The sequence below is a fragment of the Flavobacterium sp. 1355 genome, assembly GCF_017833415.1.
Lineage (GTDB): Bacteria > Bacteroidota > Bacteroidia > Flavobacteriales > Flavobacteriaceae > Flavobacterium.
On record NZ_JAFICC010000008.1, the window covers coordinates 168,422 to 194,566 of the forward strand.

Annotated in this window: 23 protein-coding genes and 1 other RNA gene; 10 read left to right on the plus strand and 14 right to left on the minus strand. The window is 33.7% G+C overall.

The features are described from left to right. Positions 1–10 precede the first annotated feature (10 nt). Positions 11–841: a M57 family metalloprotease gene (locus JOD96_RS11955; protein WP_209564499.1), complete on the plus strand. Its 831-nt coding sequence runs from the start codon at positions 11–13 to the stop codon at positions 839–841. Between the two features lie 215 nt (positions 842–1,056). Here JOD96_RS11955 and ssrA read toward each other — a convergent pair. Together ssrA and JOD96_RS11965 are read right to left on the minus strand one after the other, a co-directional pair. Beyond that, positions 1,057–1,452: a transfer-messenger RNA gene (gene ssrA / locus JOD96_RS11960) on the minus strand. A gap of 65 nt (positions 1,453–1,517) precedes the next feature. Next, entirely contained in the window at positions 1,518–2,720 is a 1,203-nt protein-coding gene (locus tag JOD96_RS11965; RefSeq protein ID WP_209564500.1) for a serine hydrolase domain-containing protein, read from the minus strand. A gap of 240 nt (positions 2,721–2,960) precedes the next feature. On the opposite strand from JOD96_RS11965, the gene JOD96_RS11970 reads away from it, so the two are divergent. Further along, positions 2,961–4,163, plus strand: a complete 1,203-nt coding sequence (locus JOD96_RS11970) for an NAD(P)-dependent oxidoreductase (protein WP_209564501.1) — start codon at positions 2,961–2,963, stop codon at positions 4,161–4,163. Between the two features lie 168 nt (positions 4,164–4,331). On the opposite strand, the gene fumC is transcribed toward JOD96_RS11970, so the two are convergent. The 3 genes from fumC to JOD96_RS11985 form a co-directional block, all read right to left on the minus strand. Continuing rightward, positions 4,332–5,717, minus strand: a complete 1,386-nt coding sequence (gene fumC / locus JOD96_RS11975; RefSeq protein WP_209564502.1) for a class II fumarate hydratase — start codon at positions 5,715–5,717, stop codon at positions 4,332–4,334. Positions 5,718–6,486: 769 nt separating this feature from the next. Next, the gene (locus JOD96_RS11980; RefSeq protein ID WP_209564503.1) at positions 6,487–8,937 is read right to left on the minus strand and encodes an outer membrane beta-barrel family protein; all 2,451 of its coding nucleotides are present in this window, start codon (positions 8,935–8,937) and stop codon (positions 6,487–6,489) included. 92 nt (positions 8,938–9,029) lie between these two features. Continuing rightward, positions 9,030–9,374 carry an arsenate reductase family protein gene (locus tag JOD96_RS11985; RefSeq protein WP_209564504.1) on the minus strand — a complete coding sequence of 115 codons (345 nt, stop codon included), beginning with the start codon at positions 9,372–9,374 and terminating at the stop codon, positions 9,030–9,032. A gap of 115 nt (positions 9,375–9,489) precedes the next feature. Here JOD96_RS11985 and JOD96_RS11990 point away from each other — a divergent pair, with 115 nt between their 5' ends. Continuing rightward, the gene (locus tag JOD96_RS11990; RefSeq protein ID WP_209564505.1) at positions 9,490–10,413 is read left to right on the plus strand and encodes a CPBP family intramembrane glutamic endopeptidase; all 924 of its coding nucleotides are present in this window, start codon (positions 9,490–9,492) and stop codon (positions 10,411–10,413) included. An 18-nt stretch (positions 10,414–10,431) separates the two neighbouring features. Further along, positions 10,432–11,475 (plus strand): AMP-binding protein, encoded by a 1,044-nt coding sequence (locus tag JOD96_RS11995; RefSeq protein ID WP_209564506.1) that lies wholly within the window; start codon positions 10,432–10,434, stop codon positions 11,473–11,475. Positions 11,476–11,551: 76 nt separating this feature from the next. Here JOD96_RS11995 and JOD96_RS12000 read toward each other — a convergent pair whose 3' ends face one another. From JOD96_RS12000 to JOD96_RS12010, 3 genes are all read right to left on the minus strand, one after another. Continuing rightward, the gene (locus JOD96_RS12000; RefSeq protein ID WP_209564507.1) at positions 11,552–12,766 is read right to left on the minus strand and encodes an RsmB/NOP family class I SAM-dependent RNA methyltransferase; all 1,215 of its coding nucleotides are present in this window, start codon (positions 12,764–12,766) and stop codon (positions 11,552–11,554) included. A gap of 147 nt (positions 12,767–12,913) precedes the next feature. Next, the gene (locus tag JOD96_RS12005; RefSeq protein WP_209564508.1) at positions 12,914–14,881 is read right to left on the minus strand and encodes a KUP/HAK/KT family potassium transporter; all 1,968 of its coding nucleotides are present in this window, start codon (positions 14,879–14,881) and stop codon (positions 12,914–12,916) included. Between the two features lie 132 nt (positions 14,882–15,013). Next, the gene (locus JOD96_RS12010; RefSeq protein WP_209564509.1) at positions 15,014–16,318 is read right to left on the minus strand and encodes a hypothetical protein; all 1,305 of its coding nucleotides are present in this window, start codon (positions 16,316–16,318) and stop codon (positions 15,014–15,016) included. 672 nt (positions 16,319–16,990) lie between these two features. Here JOD96_RS12010 and JOD96_RS12015 point away from each other — a divergent pair. After that, positions 16,991–18,052, plus strand: coding sequence for a sialidase family protein (locus JOD96_RS12015; RefSeq protein ID WP_209564510.1), 1,062 nt, complete (start codon positions 16,991–16,993; stop codon positions 18,050–18,052). A 69-nt stretch (positions 18,053–18,121) separates the two neighbouring features. On the opposite strand, the gene JOD96_RS12020 is transcribed toward JOD96_RS12015, so the two are convergent. The 4 genes from JOD96_RS12020 to JOD96_RS12035 all read right to left on the minus strand — a co-directional run bounded on the left by JOD96_RS12020 (position 18,122) and on the right by JOD96_RS12035 (position 20,889). Beyond that, positions 18,122–18,580: a sensor of ECF-type sigma factor gene (locus tag JOD96_RS12020; RefSeq protein WP_209564511.1), complete on the minus strand. Its 459-nt coding sequence runs from the start codon at positions 18,578–18,580 to the stop codon at positions 18,122–18,124. A 15-nt stretch (positions 18,581–18,595) separates the two neighbouring features. After that, on the minus strand, positions 18,596–19,009 hold the full coding sequence (locus JOD96_RS12025; RefSeq protein ID WP_209564512.1) for a hypothetical protein: 414 nt from the start codon (positions 19,007–19,009) through the stop codon (positions 18,596–18,598). Positions 19,010–19,039: 30 nt separating this feature from the next. After that, the gene (locus JOD96_RS12030) at positions 19,040–19,582 is read right to left on the minus strand and encodes an RNA polymerase sigma factor (RefSeq protein WP_209564513.1); all 543 of its coding nucleotides are present in this window, start codon (positions 19,580–19,582) and stop codon (positions 19,040–19,042) included. A 68-nt stretch (positions 19,583–19,650) separates the two neighbouring features. Next, a complete protein-coding gene (locus JOD96_RS12035) occupies positions 19,651–20,889 on the minus strand; it encodes an SRPBCC family protein (RefSeq protein WP_209564514.1) in 1,239 nt (412 codons plus the stop codon). A gap of 411 nt (positions 20,890–21,300) precedes the next feature. On the opposite strand from JOD96_RS12035, the gene JOD96_RS12040 reads away from it, so the two are divergent. Then, the gene (locus JOD96_RS12040) at positions 21,301–21,681 is read left to right on the plus strand and encodes a nucleoside triphosphate pyrophosphohydrolase family protein (RefSeq protein WP_209564515.1); all 381 of its coding nucleotides are present in this window, start codon (positions 21,301–21,303) and stop codon (positions 21,679–21,681) included. A gap of 77 nt (positions 21,682–21,758) precedes the next feature. Here the strand turns inward: JOD96_RS12040 and JOD96_RS12045 are convergent, their stop codons facing one another. Further along, the gene (locus tag JOD96_RS12045) at positions 21,759–22,829 is read right to left on the minus strand and encodes a branched-chain amino acid aminotransferase (protein WP_209564516.1); all 1,071 of its coding nucleotides are present in this window, start codon (positions 22,827–22,829) and stop codon (positions 21,759–21,761) included. A 303-nt stretch (positions 22,830–23,132) separates the two neighbouring features. Here JOD96_RS12045 and mnmD point away from each other — a divergent pair, with 303 nt between their 5' ends. Beyond that, on the plus strand, positions 23,133–23,798 hold the full coding sequence (mnmD, locus tag JOD96_RS12050) for a tRNA (5-methylaminomethyl-2-thiouridine)(34)-methyltransferase MnmD (RefSeq protein ID WP_209564517.1): 666 nt from the start codon (positions 23,133–23,135) through the stop codon (positions 23,796–23,798). A gap of 167 nt (positions 23,799–23,965) precedes the next feature. Beyond that, the gene (locus JOD96_RS22470; protein ID WP_245188402.1) at positions 23,966–24,163 is read left to right on the plus strand and encodes a hypothetical protein; all 198 of its coding nucleotides are present in this window, start codon (positions 23,966–23,968) and stop codon (positions 24,161–24,163) included. Positions 24,164–24,197: 34 nt separating this feature from the next. Here JOD96_RS22470 and JOD96_RS12055 read toward each other — a convergent pair whose 3' ends face one another. After that, positions 24,198–25,139 carry a LysR substrate-binding domain-containing protein gene (locus tag JOD96_RS12055; RefSeq protein ID WP_209564518.1) on the minus strand — a complete coding sequence of 314 codons (942 nt, stop codon included), beginning with the start codon at positions 25,137–25,139 and terminating at the stop codon, positions 24,198–24,200. 108 nt (positions 25,140–25,247) lie between these two features. Here JOD96_RS12055 and JOD96_RS12060 point away from each other — a divergent pair, with 108 nt between their 5' ends. Next, positions 25,248–25,727, plus strand: a complete 480-nt coding sequence (locus tag JOD96_RS12060; protein ID WP_209564519.1) for a Dps family protein — start codon at positions 25,248–25,250, stop codon at positions 25,725–25,727. A gap of 132 nt (positions 25,728–25,859) precedes the next feature. Then, positions 25,860–26,141, plus strand: coding sequence for a hypothetical protein (locus JOD96_RS12065; protein WP_209564520.1), 282 nt, complete (start codon positions 25,860–25,862; stop codon positions 26,139–26,141). The last annotated feature ends 4 nt before the right edge of the window (positions 26,142–26,145 follow it).

A 26,145-nucleotide genomic window follows, 5' to 3' on the forward strand; every position in this document is an offset into this window, starting at 1 on the left:
AAAACTACTTATGAAAAAAATTAAATCAATTTTGACCGTGTCGCTTATGGCGCTAATAGTATTATCTTGTAATAAAGAAGATGAGGCAGTTCCGACCAATCAGGAATCTCTAAAAGTAACACCGGAAGTACTAAGTAAAATGAAATCACTTTCACTTAATACTTCAGATGTTCAGGTTATTCAAAATACTACTTTAGAGGGGACAACTGAGGATGCCTTCCTTGTAGAAGGAGATATTGTTATTACAAAAGATCAATTAGATAAAATGGATCTTCACGGCGGTATTACTACAGAACAATACCGTACTACTAATTTAGTTTCTGCTCCAAGAACGATTCGCGTCGTAGGCTTAACAGGAACCGGTTCATCAGCCTTGAGTACAAACATGCGGAATGGATTGCAAGCGGCAATAAACAGATACAATAACTTAGGATTGTCAATTAACTTTACACTAACGTTTAGTTCAAGTACTTCAGGTGCAAACATTGTTGTAAGAAGACAAAATGGATCTGCCGGTGGAGTAGCGGGTTTCCCTTCAGGAGGAAATCCTTATAATTCAGTTACATTATATTCTGGATTAGATTCATATTCAACAAATGTAAATGCACACGTAGCGGCTCACGAAATCGGACACTGCATTGGTTTACGCCATACAGACTGGTTTAGCCGTCAAAGTTGTGGACAAAATTCAAACGAAGGAACGGCTGGCGTTGGAGCAATTCACATTCCGGGAACGCCTTCAGGATATGATTCTACTTCTTACATGTTAGCATGTTTCAATTCAAGTGTAACAGGAGCTTTTAATGCTAACGATGTTACAGCTCTGAATTATTTATACTAAAAGTTGAGTTAGAATTGTCTTTACAAAATATAAGAGGCTGTTTCACATCATTTGTGAAGCAGCTTCTCTTTTTTTAGGCCTTTTTTGAAAACTTTAAAAATCTTGTTTTTCCTTTGTTTTCGGGCCTTACGGAGAATATAAAGTTTCGAACTAAATTCGACAGAAAAAAGATGAGCTAATCAAAAAAAACGGGATAATTGAAAAATTATCCCGTTCAGTGGAGTCGCCGGGAATCGAACCCGGGTCCAAACAAGCAACTAAAGAGCTTTCTACGCGTTTATTTCCTGATTGGATTTTCGATGTTAAGCTAGGTCAGGAACAACCACTCAACACTTATCTTCTTAATTTCGAAATCCACCCGAAGCTCATGGAAATCTAGGTTTATTTTTACGGTTCCCCTATACTGAACGCCACAAACCAAGGCTTTCAAGGAGAATCCAGCTTCCCTATCTGATAGGGACGTGGCTAATCTTACTATAATTCGGATTATGCAGCTAAAGCGTAGTTATTTTCGCCGTGTAAAATTGTAAGATCTTATATTTACGAGCAAGGTCTCAATGCTCGACGTGCTTACTTTTCAATTCGACTTGCTGTCAAAACCAGTCGACCCCAAAAATGAGTTTGCAAATTTATACTATTTGCAATTACTTTATATTAAAATTTTCAGAAAATTTGCTTATTCTTCGTCTTTAAAAATAAACGGGTAATCTCCAAAAATAGGAGCCAGTTTACGAACAGCATACGTCTTTCTTGTCATTTTATTAGACAAAGCGATAATCGTAACATTTTCCTTCATCAGAGTAACATAAGAAGAGGTATTACCATGCCACCATCCATTATGAAAATAATAATTCTGTCCCGTTTCCCAATTAATCATTCTGATTCCAAGGCCGTAATTTTTAGTTCCTTTACGCTCATTACTATAACCGGTATAGACTTGTTTCAGTAACTCTGGTTTAAGAAAGTCTGGTGAATTTCTGGCCCTGTCAAATTTTAAAAGGTCTCTTGCTGTTGAGAATATGTTTTTATCTCCATACACATTATCCAGATAATCAAAACCTATTTCTACACCGTTGCCTTTATAAGAAGGAACAATTTTTTTTCTGTCTTTATCATCATCAAAAACATAGGTATGCGTCATTCCCAAAGGTTTAAAAATCATTTCAGACATGGCTTCTTTATATGTGAGGCCCGTAATTTTTTCGATAATAAGCGCCAGCATTGCATAATTGGTATTGCAGTAACTAAAACGTGTTCCGGTGGCCGCTTCTAATCCGATATTTTTGGTGGCCAAAATATCCAATATATCTTTGTTGGTTAACTGATTATGTCTGTCCCAAACCGATTTGTCCCTGTCTGTAAAATAGGCATAATTGCGCATTCCCGTACGATGGCTCAACAACATTCTTATGGTACATTCTTCATAAGGAAAAGTTTTCAAAATCGTATTTACTTTCTGGTCCAAATCAATTTTACCTGCATTTACTAATTTTAAAACTGCTGTAGCAGTCAAAACTTTAGTTACAGAGGCAATTTGTACTGGCGTTTCTGATGTTATTTTTGTTCCTTCGTTTTTATTTGCATAACCATTGTACTTTTCATAAATAATCTGGCCATTTCGCGCTACCAAAAAACTTCCGTTCATACTGTTGTTTGGCCAGTTTTTATAATAAAAATGATTTATTCTGCCGATTACTGAATTTTTGTAAGCCTGAGAAATCTTTTTTTCAGGACCTAACGGCTTCATTTTGGGTAATGTATCTTCGACTGTCTCGACAGTAGCTTTTTGTGTAGTTTTATCTTTGCCACATGAACTTAAAATCAGTAAAGAAATAAGTATTTGTGGTATCTTTGTTTTTTTAAGGAAAATCATTTTCATCGTTCTTTAAAAACAAATATATCGAATTCAATTTTGTTGTTTTCTCAGTTTTAAGGCTTAAAACTCATCTTTTTAACATTGTTTTAACTATGATAAACTTTAATTCATTGTTTATCAGCTTTTAATGTTTTTTAAGCATTCTAAATAACAATTTTAAAACAAAATTTTAACTAAATTTGTTATATTTGAAACAAATAACTTTAAAAAAGTTATATATTAAACTAACAAAACCTATTAGAAATGAAGTTTGGAATTATAAAAGAAAGAAAAAATCCACCTGATAGAAGAGTTGTTTTTTCTCCAGGTGAATTAACCAGATTAAAACAATTATATCATGATGCGATTGTAAAAGTAGAAAGTTCTGATATCAGAATATTTTCGGATGATGATTATAAAAACATGGGAATAGCGGTTACTGACGATGTTGCTGATTGTGACGTTTTGTTTGGGGTAAAAGAAGTTCCTGTTGATGATTTAATTCCAAATAAAGCGTATTTCTTTTTTTCACATACTATAAAAAAACAGCCTTATAACCGAAAATTGCTACAAGCAGTTTTAGCCAAAAATATTGATTTATACGATCATGAAACTATCGTTGACAGCCATTTGCGAAGATTGATTGGTTTTGGAAAGTATGCCGGAATGGTTGGTGTCTATAACGGAATTCGTGCGTTTGGAATAAAATTTGAATTATTTAAATTGCCAAAAGCAGAAACTCTAGCCGGAAAAGATGCCCTGATTATGCATCTGAAACGTATAACGCTGCCACCTTTAAAATTTGTTATTACCGGAACCGGAAAGGTAGGAAGCGGAGCAAAAGAAATTCTGGACGCTATAAAAGTAAAAGAAATCACTATTGATAATTATTTGACAAAAAACTATACACAGCCGGTTTATGTACAATTGGATGTTTTAGAATATAATAAACGAATAGATGGACAGGTTCTTGATTTTAATGATTTTGTAGAACATCCGGAAGAATATGTTTCTGATTTCGAAAAATTTACAAAAGTAACAGATATTTATTTTGCAGGACATTTTCATGCTAGTGGTGCTCCAATGATTTTAACCCGCGAAATGTTGAACGCCAGTAACAATAAGATAAAAGTAGTTGCCGATATTTCTTGTGATGTAAACGGTCCAATTGCCTGTACCATACGTTCTTCTACAATTGCAGAACCTATTTATGGATATTGGCCAGTTGAAGGTAAGGAAGTTGATGTTTTTCACCCGGGAGCAATTGTAGTAATGGCTGTGGACAATCTTCCATGTGAAATTCCTAAAGATGCAAGCGAAGGTTTTGGAGAACAATTCATGGAACACGTAATTCCTGCTTTTTTTAACGGTGACAAAGACGGAATTCTTAATCGTTCAAAAATGACAGAAAATGGAAAATTAACCCCAAGATTTAGTTATTTACAAGATTATGTAGACGGGAAATAGTTTCAAGTTTCAGATTTCAGGCTGCTTTACATAAATTTAACCGCAAAGTTCGCAAGGTTTTTACGCTAAGTACACAAAGTTATTTTCTTTGCGAACCTTGCGTAAAAACCTTGCGAACTTTGCGGTTAGATCACACAAGACTAAACCTGAAACTTTTAAAATAGACCTTTAAACCATTTCCTCTGGTTTTACCCACGCATCAAAATCCTCAGCAGATACGTAACCTAAACGTACAGCTTCATCCTTAAGAGTAGTTCCGTTTTTGTGTGCGGTCTGGGCAATTTCGGCAGCTTTGTAATATCCTATTTTAGTATTTAATGCAGTAACAAGCATCAATGAATTATCTACCAATTCTTTGATGCGTATGTGATTCGGTTCAATTCCCTGTGCACAATGTTCGTCAAACGAAATGCAGGCATCTCCCAGTAAGCGTGCTGATTGTAAAAAATTAGCTGCCATAACCGGCTTAAAAACATTTAGTTCATAATGTCCCTGCATTCCGCCTACAGCAATCGCCATGTCATTTCCTATTACCTGCGCACAAACCATTGTTAGAGCCTCACATTGTGTTGGGTTTACTTTTCCGGGCATGATTGAAGATCCCGGTTCGTTTTCGGGTATAAGAATTTCACCAATTCCAGAACGTGGGCCAGAAGCCAGCATTCTGATATCGTTTGCAATCTTATTTAAGGATACAGCCAATTGTTTTAATGCTCCATGCGTTTCTACAATTGCATCATGCGCAGCCAAAGCCTCAAATTTATTTTCGGCAGTTACAAAAGGATGATTGGTAAATTTGGCAATGTATTCTGCTACTTTTACATCATAACCTTTTGGAGTATTCAATCCGGTTCCAACAGCAGTTCCGCCAAGTGCAATTTCAGATAAATGTGCTAATGTATTTTTTAAAGCTTTTAATCCGAAAGTTAATTGTGACGCGTAGCCGGAAATTTCCTGACCAAGTGTAAGGGGAGTAGCATCCATAAGATGGGTACGTCCGATTTTTACAACAGCTGCAAATTCTGCTGATTTTGCCAGTAAGGTATCCCGTAATTTTTCGACTCCCGGAATGGTCGTTTCAACAACCATTTTATAAGCTGCAATATGCATCCCGGTCGGGAAGGTATCGTTGGATGACTGTGATTTGTTTACATCATCATTGGCTTTTATAAACTGTTCTCCTTCACCAATTTCAAAACCTTTAAGAACCTGAGCACGGTTGGCGATTACTTCATTTACATTCATATTACTTTGCGTTCCGGAACCCGTCTGCCAGATTACCAGCGGAAACTGATCGTCTAGTTTTCCGGCCAGGATTTCATCGCAGACTGCGGCAATTGCATCTCTTTTTTCGATTGGCAAAACCCCCAGATCATGATTTGCATAAGCCGCGGCTTTTTTTAGATAGGCAAATCCTTCTATAATTTCCTGAGGCATAGATGCCGATGGCCCAATTTTGAAATTATTTCTTGAACGTTCTGTCTGTGCACCCCAATATTTGTCGGCTGGGACCTGAACTTCTCCCATGGTGTCTTTTTCTATTCTGTATTTCATTGTATATAGTTTGTTGTAAAATGTTATTCGTAAATGGTGTGGTAAATTGAACGCGGATTACGCAGATTTACTTCGTGAAAACACTGATTAAAACGGATTTTTACTTTTGTTTTTAAAATTTCTTTTGAAAACGAGCCCTAGCCCTGATGGAAACGGCATCCTTTTGTGGCGGGGTTCGCCACAAAAGATACAGTGGACAGCAGGAAACAGCTCCTGAAAACACTCATAATATTCTAATTTAGACAGTTAAATAATCTTCGAAAAAAAAGCTTATTTAAAATGAGTATAAATATACTTATAATTGTCATTTTATAAAAATTGATTTGGTTTTTATTGGCAAGGAAAAATATATAAACTACATTTGTACTTACATTCAAAAATTCCGGAAAACATGTTTGAATTTTCACAGTACTTAGGTTTTTTACTTTTCTTGACCATACTAACTATAGGGTTTTGGTTGATGTTTTTCTTAGTTGGTTTCGTATCTTATTGGGTTACGGGAGCAAGCTGGGAAATGTTCAAAGAGAAAAGAGCTAAAAAAAGACAAGAACAGTCAATTTAATTTTTAAATTGATTTCAATAAAAAAGGACCCGTTTTGCGAGTCCTTTTTTTATGCATATAAATTAAATTCCAATTTTTAAATTCCAAATTCCAATCAAAAGAATTCAAAATTGAATAAAAAAATCCAAATTTCAATCTTCTAAAACTCAAATAAAAGTCTTGCTAATTGGAATTTGGATTTTTTTTATTGGAATTTAATAACTAGGGTTATCCCGGAAATTCGCCGCCGCCTTCGCCGCCGCCATCATTTTTAGGAGCTGTATTTTTATCTCTTTCATTTTTAGCTTTGTTAAAACGATAGGTAAACGATAAGTTGAACTGACGTTTACGAAATTGCATTTCACCATAAGAGGTTTGATTTTCAAGATACGTGTATGATTTCATGATTCTTGAATTGAAAACATCGCTGATATTGAACGCAACTGTTGCTTTGTCTTTTAAGATATCTTTACTAAAGGCAGTGTTCATTCCAAACTGGCCAAGGTTTTTTCCTTGTGCTGTTTTTTGTTCGCCATTATACATTGCAGTCAGCTGCCAGTCAATTTTGTATGGTAAAGTTACCTTCGAGTTGATTCTGGCAAACCATGAATTTGCTTTATTGTCAAGATCCTGAACAACAGTATTTCCATCTGCATCTATATAACTATTCTCTCCTGTTGTTTGTACGTTGAAGAAATTAAAATTACTATTTACTTTCCACCATTTAAAAGCGGTATAGTTTAACGTGAATTCAAAACCGAATTTTTGTTCTTTACCTAAATTAATTGGCTTACTTACAATTACCGGAATTCCATCTACATTTTTACCATTTGGAGATCGTACAAAGCTGAAAACGTCTTTTGTGTCTTCAAAATAAGCTGATGTGTTGAATGTTAATTTGTCCCAGCGTTTGATATAACCAATATCATATTTGTCTGTTAGAGAAGGGTCTAAATCTGGATTTCCCTGAAAGATGTTAATGTTACTAGAATAATTTACAGCCGGATTCATAAAACGTCCCCTGGGGCGTGATAAACGTTTGCTGTAACTTGCAGTAAAATTACTCTGATCTGAAATTTCGTAGCTAATAAAAGCGCTTGGAAATAAGTTGTTGTACTTTTTGGTATTAAACTCATTGGTGTCCAGAAGATTTACCTGAATATTGGTGTCTTCCCAGCGCAGGCCAAATAAATAAGAGAATTTGTTTACTTTGAAACCATACTGAGTGTAAAACGCATTTATGTTTTCTTTATATTCCAGCGTATTAGATAAATCGGTCAGCAATTCTCCTTGCGGATCCAGAACATAATATTCATTATTTAAATCACCAAAACTCCCTTTGTATCCGGCTTCAAACTGGCTTCCTTCGCTTATTGGCAAAACATAATCTGCCTGAAGCTGAACTTGTTTCTGAACCTGATCGTTTAAGGTGCTGTTGTAATTTTGTGACCCGGAAATAAAACTATTGCTATCATCTGTATTTCTGGAAATAGAGGCATCGACTGTTAGTTTATGGCCTTTATCATTAAAATTTTTGATTAAGTTCGAAGTATATTCGACATTTTGGCTACCGGTATCCCCATCATTTAATCGATAAGTAGAACCTGTAAAAATACGATTGGCATCGAAATTATTATAATTAATTAAATCACGATCTTCGCCATTATTTTTTTGATAATTGATCGCATTGGTCCAAAAAGTCGTTGGAGTAATCGTCCATTCAATTCCGGCTCTTCCGTTAAAACCCTCTCTGGTTCTTTTAGTGTCACGATCTTCATCTAAAAAGTTTTTGGTAGAACCATCCGGATTAAAATATTCAGAATTGGTTAAACCCTGACCCTCGTTTGTTCTGTAGTTATAACCGGCTGTAGTGAAGTAATTTAATTTTTCTGTTTTATAATTTAAGTTGGCACTTAAACCATAAGTTTCAGGAAGTCCTGTAGAAGCAATAAAAGTTCCGTTGAAACCCTGATTTTTACCTTTTTTCAGAATGATATTAATTAAACCCGAACCTCCTTCGGCATCATAACGTGCAGACGGGTTGGTGATTACTTCAACCTTATCAATAGCATCTGCAGGCAGCTGGCGTAAAGCTTCTGCAACGTTAATTGCATTTGAAGGTCTTCCGTCAATTAAAATCCTGATATTGTCACTTCCTCTTAAGCTTACATTTCCTTCGGTATCTACAGAAACAGAAGGCACATTATCAAGAACGTCACTCACAGTTCCGCCTTTTACCATCATATCCTGACCGACATTGTAGACTTTTTTGTCCAGTTTTATTTCTACTGTCGATTTTTCGGCGCGCACGACAACTTCATTTAATTGTGCAGCGTCTTCAGAGAGGTTTATATTCCCTAAATTGGTATCGCTTTCGATCGTTCTTTGTTTTATTTCAGTTGGTTTAAACGAAATAAATTCTATTTTGATATCGTAAACACCAGGAGCGACTGCAATTTCAAATTCTCCTTTTGGGTTGGTAATTCCTCCCGCAATTACTTTTGTATCATTAAGAGCAGTTATAGAAATTGTAGCATATTCCAAAGGCTGTTTGCTTACTTTTTCAAAAACTTTTCCGGTAACTTTTACTTTGGCTCTTCCAGCTGGGGGCTGTTGTGCATAGTTGTAAAAACTTGTAAGCAACAATACAAGTATTACAGCAAATTTGATTTTTTTCATTGTTTTTTTTGGCTTTTACCTTTTAGATTCCAAATTTAGCTTTTGGTTTAATCGGCAAAGTCACAAAAAAATGTTAATGCGCTTTTTTATAATCAGTCTAAAAAAGAAGCTACAAGATCTAAATCTCTTCCAATGATGGCTTTCCCGTCTTTTATAACAATCGGGCGTTCTATTAAAATCGGATTATCAACCATTGCCTGAATAACTTCATCATCAGTAAGTGATTGTTCTTTATAATTTTCAATCCATATTTTTTCTTTTGTTCTGATTAACTGAAGAGGCTGTAAGTTAATTTTGGTGAGCAATGATTTTAAATCCTCAAACGAGGGTGTTTCTGTCAGATAGGGAATGATTTTGTAATCCTGTTTTGAACCTTCTACAAATGCCAGGCAAGCTCTGGATTTTCCGCATCTTGGATTGTGGTAAATTTCTATCATTTTATTTTTTTTAATTATTATAAAGAGGGTTAAAGTAAAAAAATCGGTATTTTAGCAAGAACAAAAATAAGATTTACTTATTAAACTGAATTCTCAATTTTAATTTTTTACATATATGTTTTTAGAACAAGGAATTAAACCCGAAAATAAATTCTGGAAATACCTTATAGGCTCTGTTTGTATAATTGTCGCTTCCTTTATTGGTCAGATTCCCTTTTCTGTTGCTGTCCTTTACAAAACATATAATTCAAAAAATTTCCCGACAGATAACGATGCCGCGCTCAAGATATTTGAACCTAACTTAACCTTGTTTCTGGTGATGATATCTTTTGTATTTGCTTTTGCAGGTATTTATTTTGTTGTAAAACATCTTCACAATCAAACCATTTTATCTATAACTACTTCACGCAAAAAAGTAGATTGCGGGCGTGTGGCATTTTCGTTTATTTTATGGGCGATTTTTTCAATACTAAGTTTTTTTGTGCTTTATCTTAAATCGCCTGAAAATTTTGTCTGGAATTTTAAACTAGTCCCGTTTTTAATTTTACTTGTTTTGGGCTCTTTATTAATACCAATACAAACCAGTACAGAAGAATATATCTTTAGAGGTTATTTGATGCAGGGATTTGCAAATTTGAGTAAAAACAGATGGTTTCCATTACTGATGACTTCCCTTATTTTTGGTTCTTTGCATGTTTTTAATCCTGAAGTTTTAAAAATGGGATATGTAATCATGATTTATTATATAGGTACAGGGTTGTTTTTGGGTGTGCTAACCCTTATGGATGAGGGAATGGAATTGTCATTAGGATTTCATGCGGCCAATAATCTTATTGGTGCTTTATTGGTAACCTCAGATTGGTCTGTGTTTCAGACTCATTCTATTTTTAAGGACATGTCTGAGCCTTCAGCCGGCTTTGATGTCATTTTGCCGATTGTGGTGATTTACCCAATTCTGCTTTTTATCTTTTCTAAAAAGTATGGCTGGAAAAACTGGAAAGAAAAATTGACGGGTAATATTGATGCTGTAGAATCATAATTAAAAAAAAAAACGATCATGTTGGAGTTAACACATAAAAACGTTCACAATTATTTTAAAATAAACGGATATCACTTAAATGCCGAGGATCTGTGCCGCGTGGCTTACAGTTATATTAAGGAAGGTGATACAAACGAGCAGGCGATAGGCGAGTTTTTACTGGATTGGTTTGATGATAAGGAATATATAGAAATGAGAACATCGGGTACAACGGGACTTCCAAAAAAAGTTCAATTGCAGAAACGTGCCATGATTCATTCAGCACTGTCTACCGGGGATTTTTTTGAGTTAGAACCCGGCAATAAGGCATTGCTTTGTTTACCGGTACAGTTTATAGCAGGAAAAATGATGTTGGTAAGAAGTTTGATTCTTGGGCTTGATTTGGATATTGTTGCACCAAGCACAGAACCCTTAGCCCTGAATAATACGCAATATGATTTTGTAGCAATGGTTCCTTTACAGGTTCAAAATTCTATTGAAGCTCTTAAAAATGTCAAAAAAATAATTGTCGGAGGGGCCAAAATGGATGCTTCTCTGGAAGAAAAAGTACTGCCGCTTATAAAAACAGAGGTTTATGAAACGTATGGTATGACTGAAACCATTACACATATTGCAGCGAGAAAAGCAGGCGAAAATGTGTTTACAGTTTTACCAAATGTAAAAATTGCACAGGACGACCGCGGATGTCTGGTAATCACAGTTCCTTATATTTCTGATGAACCAGTTGTGACTAATGATTTGGTAGAAATAATAAGAGAAAATCAATTTAAATTTTTAGGAAGAATTGATAATGTTATTAATAGTGGAGGGGTAAAGTTAATTCCGGAGCAAATAGAAGCAAAGCTGATTGATAAGATAAACGCAAGATTTTTTGTAACCGGAATCCCTGATTCTGTTTTGGGCGAAAAATTAATTTTGGTTGTAGAAGGAGAAAAACAAGATTTTGCTCCTGACTTTTTTGATGTTTTAGGAAAGTTTGAAAAGCCAAAAGAAATTGTTTTTGTACCGAAATTCAAAGAAAATGAAAATGGCAAACTTTTGAGAAAACCCAGTTTACTTTAAATTCCAAAAAATAAAAAATTCCAAATCCCAATTTTAAAACTGGAATTTGGAATTTTTAAAAAAATGTAATTTATTTTTAAACTTTGCGTTCTAACAAAGCCATATAAAACCCGTCGAAACCAGACTCTGAAGCCAGTATTTTGCGATCTTGTACAAACGTAAATTGTTTTCCAATTTCTGTTTTTAAGAATTTTTCAACCTGTTCCTGATTTTCAGATGGTAAAACAGAGCAAGTTGCATAAACTAGTTTTCCGCCTGGTTTTACAATTTTAGAATAACTTTCTAAAACTTCTGCCTGAACTTTACGGATATTGTCAATAAATTCAGGCTGTAATTTCCATTTTGCATCAGGATTTCTTTTTAAAACTCCCAAGCCGCTGCAAGGTGCATCAATTAAAACACGATCCGCTTTTTCGTGCAATTTCTTAATGACTTTTGTTGTATCAATGATACGATATTCTATATTGAAAGCACCGTTTCTTTTTGCTCTTAATTTTAATTGCTTCAATTTGCTTTCGTACAAATCCATTGCAATCAATTGGCCTTTATTTTCCATTAAAGAAGCAATATGCAATGTTTTTCCACCTGCTCCCGCGCAGGTATCGACAACACGCATTCCTGGTTTTACATCCAGATAGCCTGCAACCAATTGTGAATTGGCATCCTGAACTTCAAAAAGTCCTTGTTTAAAGGCATCTGTCAAAAATACATTTGCTCTTTCTTTTAAGACTAAAGCTTCAGGCTGGTCTTTTAAATATTCTGTTTCAATATTTAAATCCATCAAAGTATTTCTCAGGCTTTCTTTAGAACCTTTAAGTGTGTTTGTTCTTAAAATAACCTTTGCCGGCTGGTTTTGAGCCGCAATTTCTTTAGCCCATACTTTTTCGCCTAATTCCTTAACTCCCAATTCATCCATCCAGTCTGGAATAGATTCTTTTAGGGCTCTAACTTTAGAAAGTTCGTCAAAACGTCCTTTTATTTTTCTTTCAGGAGTTCCTTCCAGTTGTCTCCAGTCCGGAATTGGGTATCCTCTTAAAACTGCCCAAACTGCAAACATTCTCCATAAATTGTCTCTGTCAAAAGGTTCCTTAACTTCGGCAATTTCTGCATATAATCTTTTCCAACGAACAATTTCGTATATCGTTTCAGCAACAAACTTCCTGTCAGAACTTCCCCAACGTTTGTCTTTTTTTAATGCTCTTGCTACCACCTTGTCTGCATATTCTCCTTCATTGAAGATAGCATTCAAAGAATCAATGGTAGTATAAACTAAATTTCTGTGTAATCTCATTTTAAATATTTGATTTGCAAAGGTACTATTAATTGATTGAAAGTTAAATTTTTAATTATGATTGTTATTTTACTTTCATTTTAAAAGAAAAAAACACTCAATTAAATTTTAAGAGAGTGTTTTTCTGAGTTTATTTTTGAATTGACTTTATTTTATAATTCTGGTCAGTCCAATATTTTCCGGCGCGTGAAGTACCATCGGGAATTTCTCTATTTTTACAGAACTGCTGTCTAAACCAAAAGCTCTTTCTTCAGACAAACTTAATTTTTTAATAAAGAAATAAGAATTCATAATGATATTCTCATGCCATCTTAAATCATTGTCATTCGAAAGGAATTTTTCAGATAATACAAATTTAAAATCGCCAATAATATTGTTTTTGTTTAATGATTCATAACGGCTTGTAATATCTACTTCGCCATTTTTTACCATATCGCGAATTACTTCCTTAAACATCAGATTGATTTTAGTAGGTTCTCTAAATCCTAAATTAAAATCGATTCTGTAAATATCGTCTTTTGCAATTTCGGTAACTTTATATTGTGTTTTATAAGGCTCAGTAAGGATGTTTACATGCACAAACCAGTAAATATCTGCTCTTTTTGGTCTTTTTTGCAAGATCGAATACATTACTTTTTGCTCTAATTCATCTACACGTCCTGCATTGGTCATATAAACCAAATGAGTTGCATATTTTGGAATTGATAAATCCTGGCTCAACTCCATTAGGACCTTTTTATAGTCATCAATTTTGACAACTTTGGTGTAGTTTTTATTGATTTTCTTAGCCAGAAACCAAATCGTCATAACCGAAATAAGCATTATAGCAATAATAAGCGTTACATATCCGCCTTCGGCAAATTTGGTAATGTTTGCAATTAAAAAACTAAATTCTATCAACAGATAAATGGTGATAAGCGGTACCATAAAATACAGTTTAACACGTTTCATGATTAGATAGTAATTTAGTAATATAGTTGTCATGATCATGCATAAAATAATGGCAAGACCATAAGCATGCTCCATGTTTCCTGATTTTTTGAAATGCAATACGATACCCACACAGCCAAAAAATAATAACCAGTTTATTGATGGGATGTATAATTGCCCTTTTACTTCTGTAGGGTATTTGATTTTTACTTTTGGCCAGAAATTCAAACGCATCGCTTCATTTATCAATGTAAACGAACCACTGATTAAAGCCTGAGAAGCAATTACTGCTGCCAGCGTAGCTACTACAATACCGAAAGGAAGAAACCAGTGTGGCATGATTAAATAGAAAGGATTGTCTCCACCTAATTCTTGCAGTGTATTTCCTTCATGGGTTATTAAATAAGCCGCCTGTCCGAAATAGTTTAGGACTAAGGTTGTTTTTACAAAAATCCAGCTTATTCTGATATTTTTTCGCCCACAGTGCCCCATGTCAGAATATAAGGCTTCTGCTCCTGTTGTACATAAAAAGACAAAACCAAGAACAAAAAATCCATCTGGGTGAATCGATAATAAATGATAGGCATAATATGGATTTATGGCTTTTATTACTTCAGGATGATGTAAAATCTGTACCACTCCAAGTGTTCCTAACATTGTGAACCAAATCAGCATCATAGGGGCAAAAAATTTCCCAACGAGTTTGGTACCAAATTGTTGAATTGTGAATAAAATAAATAGAATTCCAATAACAATGTATACGATTGTCTGTGTTTCCATCGCCGGATAAAATGCCCGGATACCTTCAACAGCAGATGAAATTGAGATAGGCGGGGTAATGATACCATCGGCAAGAAGTGCACTACCTCCAATAATGGCGGGCACGATGAGCCACTGTATTTTCGTTTTTTTGACTAAAGCATATAAAGCAAAAATTCCTCCCTCGCCATGATTATCAGCACTTAAGGTTATAAGGACATATTTGATTGTAGTTTGCAATGTCAATGTCCAAAAAACACAGGAAATACCTCCCAGGACAATATCTGCATTAATCGTGTGATCCCCAAGAATGGCTTTCATTACATATAATGGAGAAGTACCAATGTCTCCATAAATAATTCCTAATGTGATTAATAACCCCCCAATAGACAACTTACTATGTAAGTTTTTGTGCGATGCGCTCATATTTGTTTTTATAAAAAGACGGTTGCAAATTTACTGTTTTAAAACAAATTAGAAGCAATTATAATCAAAAAGATAAAAAAAAGCACAATCCCCAAATTGTGCTTTTAGTTTTAATAAAAAATTGAAATATAGTTAACCTCTTCGTCCGCCACCTCTTGATGGTGAACTACTTTCTCTTTGAGGCTGACTGCCTCTTGATTCCTGCTGGCTTGCTCTTGGAGCTTCTGATCTCTGAGGCGCTTCGGATCTCTGAGAAGCTTGCGGTCTAGAACTGCTTGCTCTGCTTTCTGAATTTCCTCTGTTTTCTGAGTAACTTCTCGGAGTTTCTGTTCTTTGAGCCGGAGCAGTTCTGTTTGAGTTTCCTCTGTTGTCAGAATTACCTCTTGAAGATTCTGCCTGTTGAGTGGAACCGCCTCTGTTTGAATATGTTCTGTTCTCAATATTTCCTCTTGAATTATTAGAATTATTGTCACCGGCAGTTCTTCTTGCTTCTGCTCTTTGTGTATTATCAACTCTGACAGGATTGTTTACAGTTGCTGTATTATCTCTGCCCGAATTTACACGGTTTGAATTGTAACTTCTGTCCGAAGCAGATTTGTTAGCTGTTGAATTTCTATTTTCATTTGAAGAAAATCTTCCTGAATTTGATCTGTTACTATTGTAAACATTCTGATTTCTGCCGCTTTCTCTGCTTGCAACACGTCTCTGGTCTAATTCATATCTGTTGCTTGTATTTGCATTTCTTTGTGCAAAACTGTAGTTAGGACGTCTTGATTCATACCCATATGTACGTCTGGATTGATAGATAGCAGGCGCTCTGTAACTTCTTCTTGTATTTACATAGTTGTAATGGTTGTTTACATTGATGTAAACATTAATGTTGTTTCTATATCTGTAAACAGGGTAAGGTCTCCAGGCTGTATAGTATGATGGATAGTATCCCCAATACCAGGTAGAATAATAAGGTCTGTAGTTTGTTACCCAAAAAGAGGTGTAAATTACCGGAGCCACACTATAAACAGGCTCATAAATATAATTGTCTCCATATAAGTAGCTGTTACCTACAACCTGAACCACAACTTTGTTGCTATTATCTCTTTCAACATCAATCGTTGCAATATCCTGATAAACATCACGATCAAGGACAGACTGAATGATCACAACGTGAGTTCTGTCCTCAACAGATTCGATTACACGTAAATAATCAACTTGACCATCATCATTTAAATCAAGGTTTGATATTTGGTATTTTGGGTCATTCAGCCTTCTTTCAAAATCCTGAAGATTGGCAGATTCCCCAAAGATAGAAGCAACCGCTCTAAGGTCTAAATTATCACTAATATCTGAATTTTTTGCATATACTGTAGCTCCAGCCTGCGCTTGGCAAGAAGTGAAACCTATTATTGTTAGAGCGAATAAAAGTAATTTCGTTTTCATGATAAAATCATATTAAGAATTAATATCTTGTAATATCCAATTACTATGCCACAAAATTTATAATCTACTTTGTGGTTTGTATGGTATTGATTTTTAATGAATTAATGTTTTTTGTATTCTTATCTTCTTGATAAGAAAATATCAAGAATTGTATAAACAAACGGAATTATTATATCTCTTGGACGTATTCCGCTATCATTAGTATAATTTGTATTTTTTAAAATGATATTGATTGAAGCTACATCTTCATAAACATTTGGACTTAATTCTGACTGAATAATTATTATTTTGATATTGTTTTCGATTTTTTCAATAACTCTTAAATAATCAACCTTATTATCGTCGTTTAAATCAAGATTTGAAATACGTGATTCAGGATAATTTAGTCGTTTTTCAAAATCTGCAATATCCTGAGATTGTTCATATATATTAGCAACAGCATTTAAATCGAGATTTTCCTGTACGTAAGAATTTTTAGGTAAACATTTACTTTGCTTTGGGCATTAATTAAATTAATAGACAATATTACAAATCCGGCTAATAATAAATTTTTCATATTTTACTTGTTAATTTTGTCTTAAATATAATTCAATTATTATGCCAGAAAATCGCAAATAATCATTTGAAATATTATAAATAATTGTATTTTAGCAACAACAAATTTTAATTTCTATGAAAAAACTAACTTTATTTTGTGGTATTTTTATTTTATTGATGTCATTTAGCGCATTTAACAATACAACCAAAAAGGTAATCAGTGGTGGTTTTACATCAATAAAGATCGATACCTTATTTCAGGATAAAATAAGCATAAGAGCAATTTTAATTGATAAAAATAAAGTTTGGTATGGTGGAGATAATTCGCGTTTTGGATATTTTGACTTAGAAAAAAAGGAAAAATTTGAAGAGCATATTTATCGTGATACCTTAAAATTAGAATTCAGGAGTATTGCCCAAACGTCTAAAGATATTTTTTTATTGAGTGTAGGAAATCCTGCATTACTATATTCCGTTTCTAAAAAAGATCACAAATTCAAATTAGTGTACAAAGAGGTAAATTCAAAAGTTTTTTACGATAGTATGCAGTTCTGGAACGATAAAGAAGGAATCGCAATTGGTGATCCCACAGAAGATACTTTCTCGATGATTATTACCCGTGACGGAGGTGAAACATGGACCAAAATGCTTTCGGATAAGTTGCCAACAAATGCTGTTGGTGAAGCTGCCTTTGCTGCCAGTAATACCAATATAGTAATAAACGGAAATGATACATGGCTGGTTTCGGGAGGAAAAAAAGCGCGCGTGTTTTATTCACCTGATAAAGCAAAAACATGGAAAGTGGTAGAAACACCTATCGTTCAGGGAAAACCAATGACTGGTATTTTTACGGCTGATTTTTACGATTCTAAGCACGGATTTATTGCCGGTGGTGATTATGAAAACACGAATAAAAAATCAGACAATAAAGCTTTTACAACAGACGGTGGTAAAACATGGCAATTAATCGGTCAGAACCTTGGTTTTGGTTATGCATCATGTGTGCAATATGTACCTGGAGGAAATGGAAGAGAAATTATTTGTGTAGGTTCAGAAGGGATACAATATTCTCAGAATGGTGGAGAAAACTGGATGCAGTTATCAACAGATACAAAACTTTTTACTCTTCGTTTTGTCAACAAAAATACTGCAATTGCTGCCGGACATAATAAAATAGTCAGACTTAATTTTAAATAAAATAATAAGAACCCTAAATAATAAAGTAAGTATTATTATATAGGATCCTTATCGCTGTTGTTTCTTTTATTAGCTCTTGCCGGCCTTTTCTCTGTATTGTTTTAGCAGTTTTCGGTTAAAATCATCTTCTGATTTTTTTAGCTTCAATATTTTTTTAGAGGAAAGAACCTTTTTAAGGCTCGCCATATATTTTTCCCGCAAAAGATATAATTCCTTATCGGTGCTCTCTATTTGTGAAAGAAGCGTACAAGCTTCTTTTTCTGAAAGCGAATTGATATTATCATCATCCAGTTTGCGTAAATAAGTTTTCATTTTCTCATGGCGCAATTCAAATTGCTTATCATCATAAGCATTATAAATTGGCCAGAATTTCTCTGCTTCAGTAGAAGTCAGTTCCAGTTCAGTAGTCAAAAATGAAACCTTAAAAGCCTTGATTTTTTCACGTTTTTCGTCAGTTTTGTCATTTTGGGCATAGAATGAAAAACTAACAAAAAATAAAAGTACCGGAAGTATATTTTTGATTTTCATGTTGTACGTTTTTATTTATTCTGAAATTAAATTTTCAATATTTGGATTAGAAGAAAGAATATCTTCGAGTGTTTCCTGTTCTAAGGCAACATTATTATTAAGAGATTCAATATCTTTTGTATCAAGCTGGTTAATCAAATCATATTGATTAAGATTAGACTGATAAGCCAGGTATGTTTCTAAAGTGTTAGCATCAAGGTCTTTTGATGTGTTATTGTAATTATTTACAACAGGAATCATCAAGGCAATAAAAACTACTGCAGCAGCCAGCATTGCCAATACCTTTTTACGTTTATAAATTGGTATAACTTTTACCTCTCCTTCATTGATCTGATTTAAAACTTTTGTCGAAAAATCATTAAAATAATTTTCCGGAGTTTTAAAACCGGTTGTTATCTTCGACTCGTTTTCTAATTTAAATTCTTTCATGTCTATAAGATATGTTTTATAACAAAAGGTTTAATTTGATGTAACATATAATTCGATTTTTTTTACCGCATGGTGATAAGACGCTTTTAGTGCACCAACAGAAGTTCCCAGAATTTCTGCAATTTCTTCATATTTTAATTCCTGAAAATATTTCATCTTAAATACCAATTGCTGTTTTTCCGGCAATGTCACTATTGCTTTTTGAAGCTTTATCTGAATTTCGTCTCCATCAAAATATACATCTGCTTTTAGATTATCGATGGTTTTATTCTGCAGTGCTTCTGATGTAATCCCGCTTAATTTAGCCTTTTGATTAAGGAAAGTAAGCGCTTCGTTGGTTGCAATACGATACATCCAGGAAAAGAGTTTACTTTCTCCTTTAAAATTTTTTAAATATTGAAAAATTTTCACAAAAGTGTTCTGCAAAACATCATCCGCGTCATCATGATTCAAAACAATATTTCGAATATGCGAATACAGTGGCCTTTGATAATCGGACAAGAGTTTTTGAAACGCAGTATTTTGCGTTTTAGGATTTAATAATTGTGCTATAAATTCCTTCTCGTCTGTCAAGCTTTATGATTTATATCTTGTTAGAATGAATTTAGAACAAAAGGTTTAATATGCCTTCGTTATTTTTTTTAGAACTCAGATTCTTCTTCTGCAGGTTTTGTTGTTTCAGGTTTGGTCGCTGCCGGTTTTGTTGCCGCCGGTTTTGTTGCTGCGGGCTTGGTTGCTGCAGGTTTGGCAACTGTTGGTTTAGCTGTTGTAGTAGCTGCTGGCTGTGTCGTTTGTGGTGTTTCTCCTTCTGCCGGTTGTTGGTTATATACCGGTGCTGTTACCGCAGGAGCAATAACTGCATTAGATTTTACCGGAAAATAAATCTCGGTCATTAGCTTTGACGGGCTTTTTACATCTAGCTTGCTAAGAACCAGAATTTCAAGATGAGACCACGCCAGTTCCGGAATAATTTTTCCGTTGTTAATAAAAGCTTTGGTTTTTGTAATGGCTTCGTTGGTGTGTGAATAATCACCGGTAAGAGTTGTTTTTACAGCCTCAAAACCATTTAATTTTCCGGCTAGTATATCACTTCCGGCACTTATCGAAATTTCCTTATTGATAGGCAGACAAATTGATATTTTGGCTAAGCCGTTTGCCGTGTCGTAAGTATGGTATATTATAAAAGGTTTTCCGTTGGCATGAAGGCCATTTGCTTTACTAAAACTTATAAGTTTCGGAATTACAACACGGGCATTTTTATTTACCTTTTGAATTTCACTTGTAAAGGTCTGTTTGATGTAAGGCGTTTCGGCCTTTTTTACAACACCGTAAACTTTAATAGTATACGTTTTGGTTTCGTAATCTAGATTTTTGTCAATGTTTACAAGGCTTTTTTCATATACAGTTCCAATTACATTATCAGATCCGCCATTTAATGCGGTGTATATTTTAAACAAAAAACTCATAGTTCCTTTAGCTTTCCAGGTAACTTTAGTTTTCCCGGCCAAAGTATCCTTAAAAGTCCAGTTTACATCAGCTTCGGTTCCGTTATAATTTATTTTCTGATGAATGTTTTCGCCATCTTTTGCATCAATGGTAATGGTGTTTCCGTTTCCTTCGGTACCTTCCCATGAAAACGAAGCCCCGTTTCCAATTGTTTTATTGGGGAATGACATTACAATTGTAGGATCTTCAGCCACCCAGGATTCAAAATCTTCAGAATTTCTCAGATCATTTACATAGTTATAAACTGTGCTTTTTGGCGAATTAATGACTTTGCTTCTTTCAACAGAGAAATTCCCTTTTTGAGTAGCAACAAAAACAGTAAGAGCAACTAAGCTTAGTAACGATAAAAGAAACAGATATTTTAAAATCTTCATTGGGTAGGTTGTTTGGTGTTGTAAAGTTATAAATTTATTACTTGTCTTGTAAACAGCATAAACTAAAACAATACAGTTTAATTATATTTTTATCTAAAGATTTGTTTTTGGGTTTTTAAATATATGAAAAAAAACTATAATTATCTTTTTAAAAATATTTTGATGACAAACAATATTACAATAAAGAGAAGAAAACCAATTAATACTTTATAATTTCCTTTATAAAATACTTTGTGCAATGACAAATCTTTTCGGTAAGCAAATACCATTACGATTACAAATGCTACAAAAAAACAGACTGCGAATATTAATTGTCCCTGACTAAACATAGTTGATAATTATTTTTGACAAATTTAGAGAATTGTATACGAATAGTTGCTAATTTGGTATTCCAATTAATTAAATAAAATCATGAAAAAACAAATAGATGCAGTAAAAGAATTTCATACTGCTTTTAATATAGGACACAGTGAAACTCCACTTGCAGATGTTGGGGAAACCAAAAAGTATCTTCGTTATAATTTAATGAAAGAAGAAAATGAAGAATATCTTGATGCAGTTCAGAAAAATGATCTGGTTGAAATTGCTGATGCACTTGGAGATATGATGTATATTTTGTGTGGAACTATTATTGAACATGGCCTTCAGGATAAAATGGAAGCTATTTTTGACGAAATTCAGCGTAGTAATATGAGTAAGTTGGGTGAGGATGGAAAACCAATCTATAGAGAAGACGGAAAAGTAATGAAAGGTCCGAATTATTTTAAACCTGATTTTTCGAAATTACTCTAACCTGATTTTATTAATATAAAAAAAAGAAGCCCGACGTAATCAAAACGTCGGGCTTTTATTTATTTTAAAACTTTGGATTATTGAACTTTAACTGTCCATCCGTATGTGTCTTCAGAAAGTTTGTTTTGAAGATTTGTTAGTTTTTCTTTTAAGAAAGATGCGTAAGAATTCTCGATTGGTGCCATCTCATAGTATTCATCTTTATAAGAGAATCCTTTGATAACACTGATTACAGCAGCAGTTCCGGCACCAAAAATTTCTTTTAGAGATCCGTTTTTAGCAGCATCTACCAATTCTGAAACAATTACAGGACGAACTTCTACATTAAGTCCTTCTTTTTCTGCCATTGCAATCAAACTTTTTCTGGTAATACCGTCTAAGATTCTTTCGCTTGTTGGGGCAGTTAATAATGTATCATTAATTCTAAAGAAAACGTTCATTGTTCCCGCTTCTTCTAATTTTGTATGCGTTGCATCATCAGTCCAGATAACCTGTTGAAAACCTTCTTTGTTTGCCAGGTTAGTTGGGTAAAACTGTGCAGCATAATTACCGGCAGCTTTTGCAGCTCCGATTCCGCCATTTGCAGCTCTGCTGTAATGTTCTGCAATTATTACTTTTACTTCGCCGCCATAATATGATTTTGCAGGAGACAGTAAGATCATGAATTTATATTCGTCAGAAGGATTTGCAATAACACCAGGGCCGGTAGCAATCATAAAAGGACGGATATACATACTTGCTCCGTTTCCTCTTTGAATCCATTCCTGATCAATTTTTAATAATTCATTCAATCCATCCATAAAAATATCTTCCGGAACTTCCGGCATTGCCATACGGACTGCAGAGTTATTAAAACGTTTGTAATTTTCATCAGGTCTGAACAGCCAAACATCATTATTTTCATCTTTATAAGCTTTCATTCCCTCAAAAATAGCTTGCCCATAATGAAAGACTTTAGAAGAAGGATCCATTAAAATTGGAGCATATGGCTTAATGACAGGGTTTTGCCACTGACCGTCTTTAAAATCACATTCAAATAAATGGTCTGTAAAAACAGAACCAAAGCTTAAGTTTTCAAAGTCAACTGCGCTTATTTTAGACGAAGTAGCTTTTCTGATTTCAATTTTGCTTGTTTGAGCTGTACTCATAATAGTGTAAAGTTTTTATGTAATTTTCATTGCGATAGCATACTAAAGTAATGATTTGGTATAATAGATTTATTGAATGCAAAATTAAGGAAAAATATATAATTTGCTTACTAAAAATGCATTAATTACCTTGTTTAACTGAGATTTATTTATCTTATAATAAACTCAAAAAAATGGGAGGTTTTTATAAAGAATTTATGAAAAAAGGATCGTTTTTTCAGGCTTTACGCATTTGTTTTGACTAAATTTGGCTCGTAAAACAGCTTGAAAACCAACAGAATCGTATTATAAATTCTTCAAAAAGTGAAAAGAGAAATAATTAAAACGCTAGACGGCTCAACAACAATACATTTGAGCGAATGGAATGAAAGTTACCATTCTAAGCACGGCGCCATACAGGAAGCAAAACACGTATTTATTAAAAACGGACTTGCCTTATTTGATAATAACCCGGTCAGTATTCTTGAAATTGGTTTTGGAACCGGACTCAATGCTTTTATTACTTTTCTGGAATCGCAAAATAAAAAGCAAAAAATTAATTATACCGGAGTTGAGGCATATCCTGTGAGTGCAGAGGAATTGCTCGCAATGAACTATGTTGAAGAACTGGAATCATTGGAATTTCATAACATTTTTGAAAAAATGCATAAATCAGAATGGGACAAGGAAATCGAAATTTGCGATCTGTTCTCGTTAACCAAAAGGAAACAATTTTTTGATGAAATCAATGATTTTGAAATTTTTGATTTGATTTACTTTGATGCCTTCGGATACAGGGTACAACCGGAGTTGTGGAGCACAGAAATTTTTCAGAAAATGTACAATAGTTTAAAGCCAAATGGAGTATTAGTAACCTATGCCGCCAGGGGAGTTGTTAAAAGGAGTATGATTTCTGTTGGATTTACAGTAGAAAAATTGGCAGGCCCACCGGGAAAACGAGAGATGTTTCGAGCCTTTAAAAAGACTTAAAATGAGTTGTTTAGAATGATTATAAATTGATTTATATGTTTTAAGAAAACGTATTCGTTGCTAAAGTTTTTAAAAAAATAAGTTAAAATTAATGTTTATGTAGTGTATTTGTTTAAATTTGCTGCAAGTTTAGAAATATAGATAACCCCCAAAAATCTTATTTTATTATGTCAAAAATGATGTTTGATTACACGAAATCAATACTTGAGAGAGTAAGTTTCGACCCGGTACTTTTCTGTAAAGAGTTAGAGAAAGCTATCAAAACCCTGTTACCATACGAAATGGAGCAATTGCAAGAATGGTTATTAAATTTCATTATTGAGAAACCAGAATTAGAACAAAGTTTACTGCTAATTAAAGTATAATAAAAAAGGAGCCAAATTGGCTCCTTTTTTATTGCTATTTCTTTTGCAGCGGACTAATGATTTGAACATTCTGAAAAACAATTGCCCCTTTTACAACTCCGGCAATAGTAGAACGAATAGCGTCAATGATTTGCATTTTTAATTCGCTTTTAGGGTAAATTAAACTTACCTCGCGAGCAGGTTTTGGTTCCTTAAAATTTCGTAGTTTCAGTTTATCGGACTCTTTTAAATCTAAAGTGTGCAAGTACGGAAGTAATGTTGTGCCAAGGCCTTCGTCTGCCAATTTTATAAGAGTTTCAAAACTTCCGCTCTGGATCTGAAAATTATTCTGATCAATGTCAGAACCGTTCTTGCAAAGATTTAAAATTCCATCCCTGAAACAATGGCCGTCTTGTAAAAGTAAAATTTCATTCAGGTTTAAATCAGATACTTCAATTTCTTCTTTTTGAAAACTTGCATGATGTTCCGGTATATAGGCAACAAAAGGTTCAAAATACAAAACGATTTCTTTAATTTTTTCATCCTCAAGAGGTGTAGCGGCAATTGCAGCATCGAGATGACCGTTTTTTAATTTTGTAATAATTTCATCTGTATTAAGCTCTTCAATAAGCAGTTTTACTTTCGGGTATTTTTTGATGAAATTACTTAAGAACATTGGTAAAAGGGTAGGCATAATGGTAGGAATAATTCCTAAACGAAATTCGCCACCGATAAAACCTTTCTGCTGTTCTACAATATCTTTTATCCGGTCTGCTTCGTTAACAATGTTTTTGGCCTGATTTACAATTTTCTGGCCTATATCTGTAAGCTGTATTGGTTTTTTGCTCCTGTCAAAAATTAAAATGTTTAGTTCTTCTTCAATTTTTTGAATCTGCATACTTAATGTAGGCTGAGTAACAAAACATTTTTCGGCAGCAAGTGTAAAATTTTTGTGTTCTGCAACAGCCAACACATATTGTAATTGAGTTATCGTCATTTTGATAGTATTTTGTGATGCAAAAATAAGAAAATATAATTTTTAATTATATAAAAAAATAAGAAGTAGCTTTAAATTTGTAGTAAATTAGTTGTAAAAATCAATATTATGAAAACAAATATTTTAGGATTACCTGTAAAAGAATCAGAATTGTTAGTAAAAGAATTAAATGTATTATTATCCAATTTTCAGGTATATTATCAAAACTTAAGAGGAATTCACTGGAATATTCGCGGAAAACGCTTCTTTGATCTGCACGTAAAATTTGAAGAATTATACACCGATTCACAACTAAAAATTGACATGATAGCCGAAAGGGTTTTAACAATTGGAGGAACTCCTTTGCATACATTTGAAGATTATATAAAAAATAATAAATTGACGGTAGGAAAAAATATTTCAAACGACGAAAAAGCGGTTCAGTTAATTGTTCATTCATTATCTGACTTGCTAAAAATCGAAAGAGAAATTTTAAATAAATCCGGCGAAATTAATGATGAAGGAACAAATTCTATGATGAGTGACTTTATTGCAGAGCAGGAAAAAACAATCTGGATGATGAACGCGTGGTTAGAAGAAACCTTGTAATTAATTGTTGGTGAATTGTTTAAAAGCAGAATTGTACACTGGTATTATTCTGCTTTTTTTATTATGTTAAATTTCTATAAAATTTTCCCCCAGTTTCTTTGATTTTATTTCTTTAACACTATTTTTGCCTCAATGAAAGTATTAGCCCGCATATTATTATTCATATTTATTGTTTTTTTATCGACCCCGACAATCGTTCAGGCGATAAAGAAATGTAACAGTGCGACTATGTCTATCAGCCTTTCTGAAGAAGAAGTACATAAAGAACTTAAATCTATTGTACATCCGGTAATTTTAGAACACGAAGTTTTAATGCCGGTTTATATTCAGAAAAAAACAATCATATCAGAAAATATTGTAAAACTTGACAATATTTCTCCGAGCATATTTGCTCCACCACCCAATTTAGTATAATACT

Coding starts and splice junctions, on each gene's coding strand:
- JOD96_RS11980 (WP_209564503.1), bottom strand. CDS start 8,937: ATGAAAAAAATCAAATTTGCTGTAATACTTGTATTGTTGCTTACAAGT.
- JOD96_RS12000 (WP_209564507.1), bottom strand. CDS start 12,766: ATGAGATTACACAGAAATTTAGTTTATACTACCATTGATTCTTTGAAT.
- JOD96_RS11990 (WP_209564505.1), top strand. CDS start 9,490: ATGTTTTTAGAACAAGGAATTAAACCCGAAAATAAATTCTGGAAATAC.
- JOD96_RS12065 (WP_209564520.1), top strand. CDS start 25,860: ATGAAAGTATTAGCCCGCATATTATTATTCATATTTATTGTTTTTTTA.
- JOD96_RS12005 (WP_209564508.1), bottom strand. CDS start 14,881: ATGAGCGCATCGCACAAAAACTTACATAGTAAGTTGTCTATTGGGGGG.
- JOD96_RS12040 (WP_209564515.1), top strand. CDS start 21,301: ATGAAAAAACAAATAGATGCAGTAAAAGAATTTCATACTGCTTTTAAT.
- JOD96_RS11965 (WP_209564500.1), bottom strand. CDS start 2,720: ATGAAAATGATTTTCCTTAAAAAAACAAAGATACCACAAATACTTATT.
- JOD96_RS11995 (WP_209564506.1), top strand. CDS start 10,432: ATGTTGGAGTTAACACATAAAAACGTTCACAATTATTTTAAAATAAAC.
- JOD96_RS12020 (WP_209564511.1), bottom strand. CDS start 18,580: ATGAAAATCAAAAATATACTTCCGGTACTTTTATTTTTTGTTAGTTTT.
- JOD96_RS22470 (WP_245188402.1), top strand. CDS start 23,966: ATGTCAAAAATGATGTTTGATTACACGAAATCAATACTTGAGAGAGTA.
- JOD96_RS12060 (WP_209564519.1), top strand. CDS start 25,248: ATGAAAACAAATATTTTAGGATTACCTGTAAAAGAATCAGAATTGTTA.
- JOD96_RS11985 (WP_209564504.1), bottom strand. CDS start 9,374: ATGATAGAAATTTACCACAATCCAAGATGCGGAAAATCCAGAGCTTGC.
- JOD96_RS12055 (WP_209564518.1), bottom strand. CDS start 25,139: ATGACGATAACTCAATTACAATATGTGTTGGCTGTTGCAGAACACAAA.
- JOD96_RS12045 (WP_209564516.1), bottom strand. CDS start 22,829: ATGAGTACAGCTCAAACAAGCAAAATTGAAATCAGAAAAGCTACTTCG.
- JOD96_RS11955 (WP_209564499.1), top strand. CDS start 11: ATGAAAAAAATTAAATCAATTTTGACCGTGTCGCTTATGGCGCTAATA.
- JOD96_RS12035 (WP_209564514.1), bottom strand. CDS start 20,889: ATGAAGATTTTAAAATATCTGTTTCTTTTATCGTTACTAAGCTTAGTT.
- JOD96_RS12025 (WP_209564512.1), bottom strand. CDS start 19,009: ATGAAAGAATTTAAATTAGAAAACGAGTCGAAGATAACAACCGGTTTT.
- fumC (WP_209564502.1), bottom strand. CDS start 5,717: ATGAAATACAGAATAGAAAAAGACACCATGGGAGAAGTTCAGGTCCCA.
- JOD96_RS12010 (WP_209564509.1), bottom strand. CDS start 16,318: ATGAAAACGAAATTACTTTTATTCGCTCTAACAATAATAGGTTTCACT.
- JOD96_RS11970 (WP_209564501.1), top strand. CDS start 2,961: ATGAAGTTTGGAATTATAAAAGAAAGAAAAAATCCACCTGATAGAAGA.
- JOD96_RS12015 (WP_209564510.1), top strand. CDS start 16,991: ATGAAAAAACTAACTTTATTTTGTGGTATTTTTATTTTATTGATGTCA.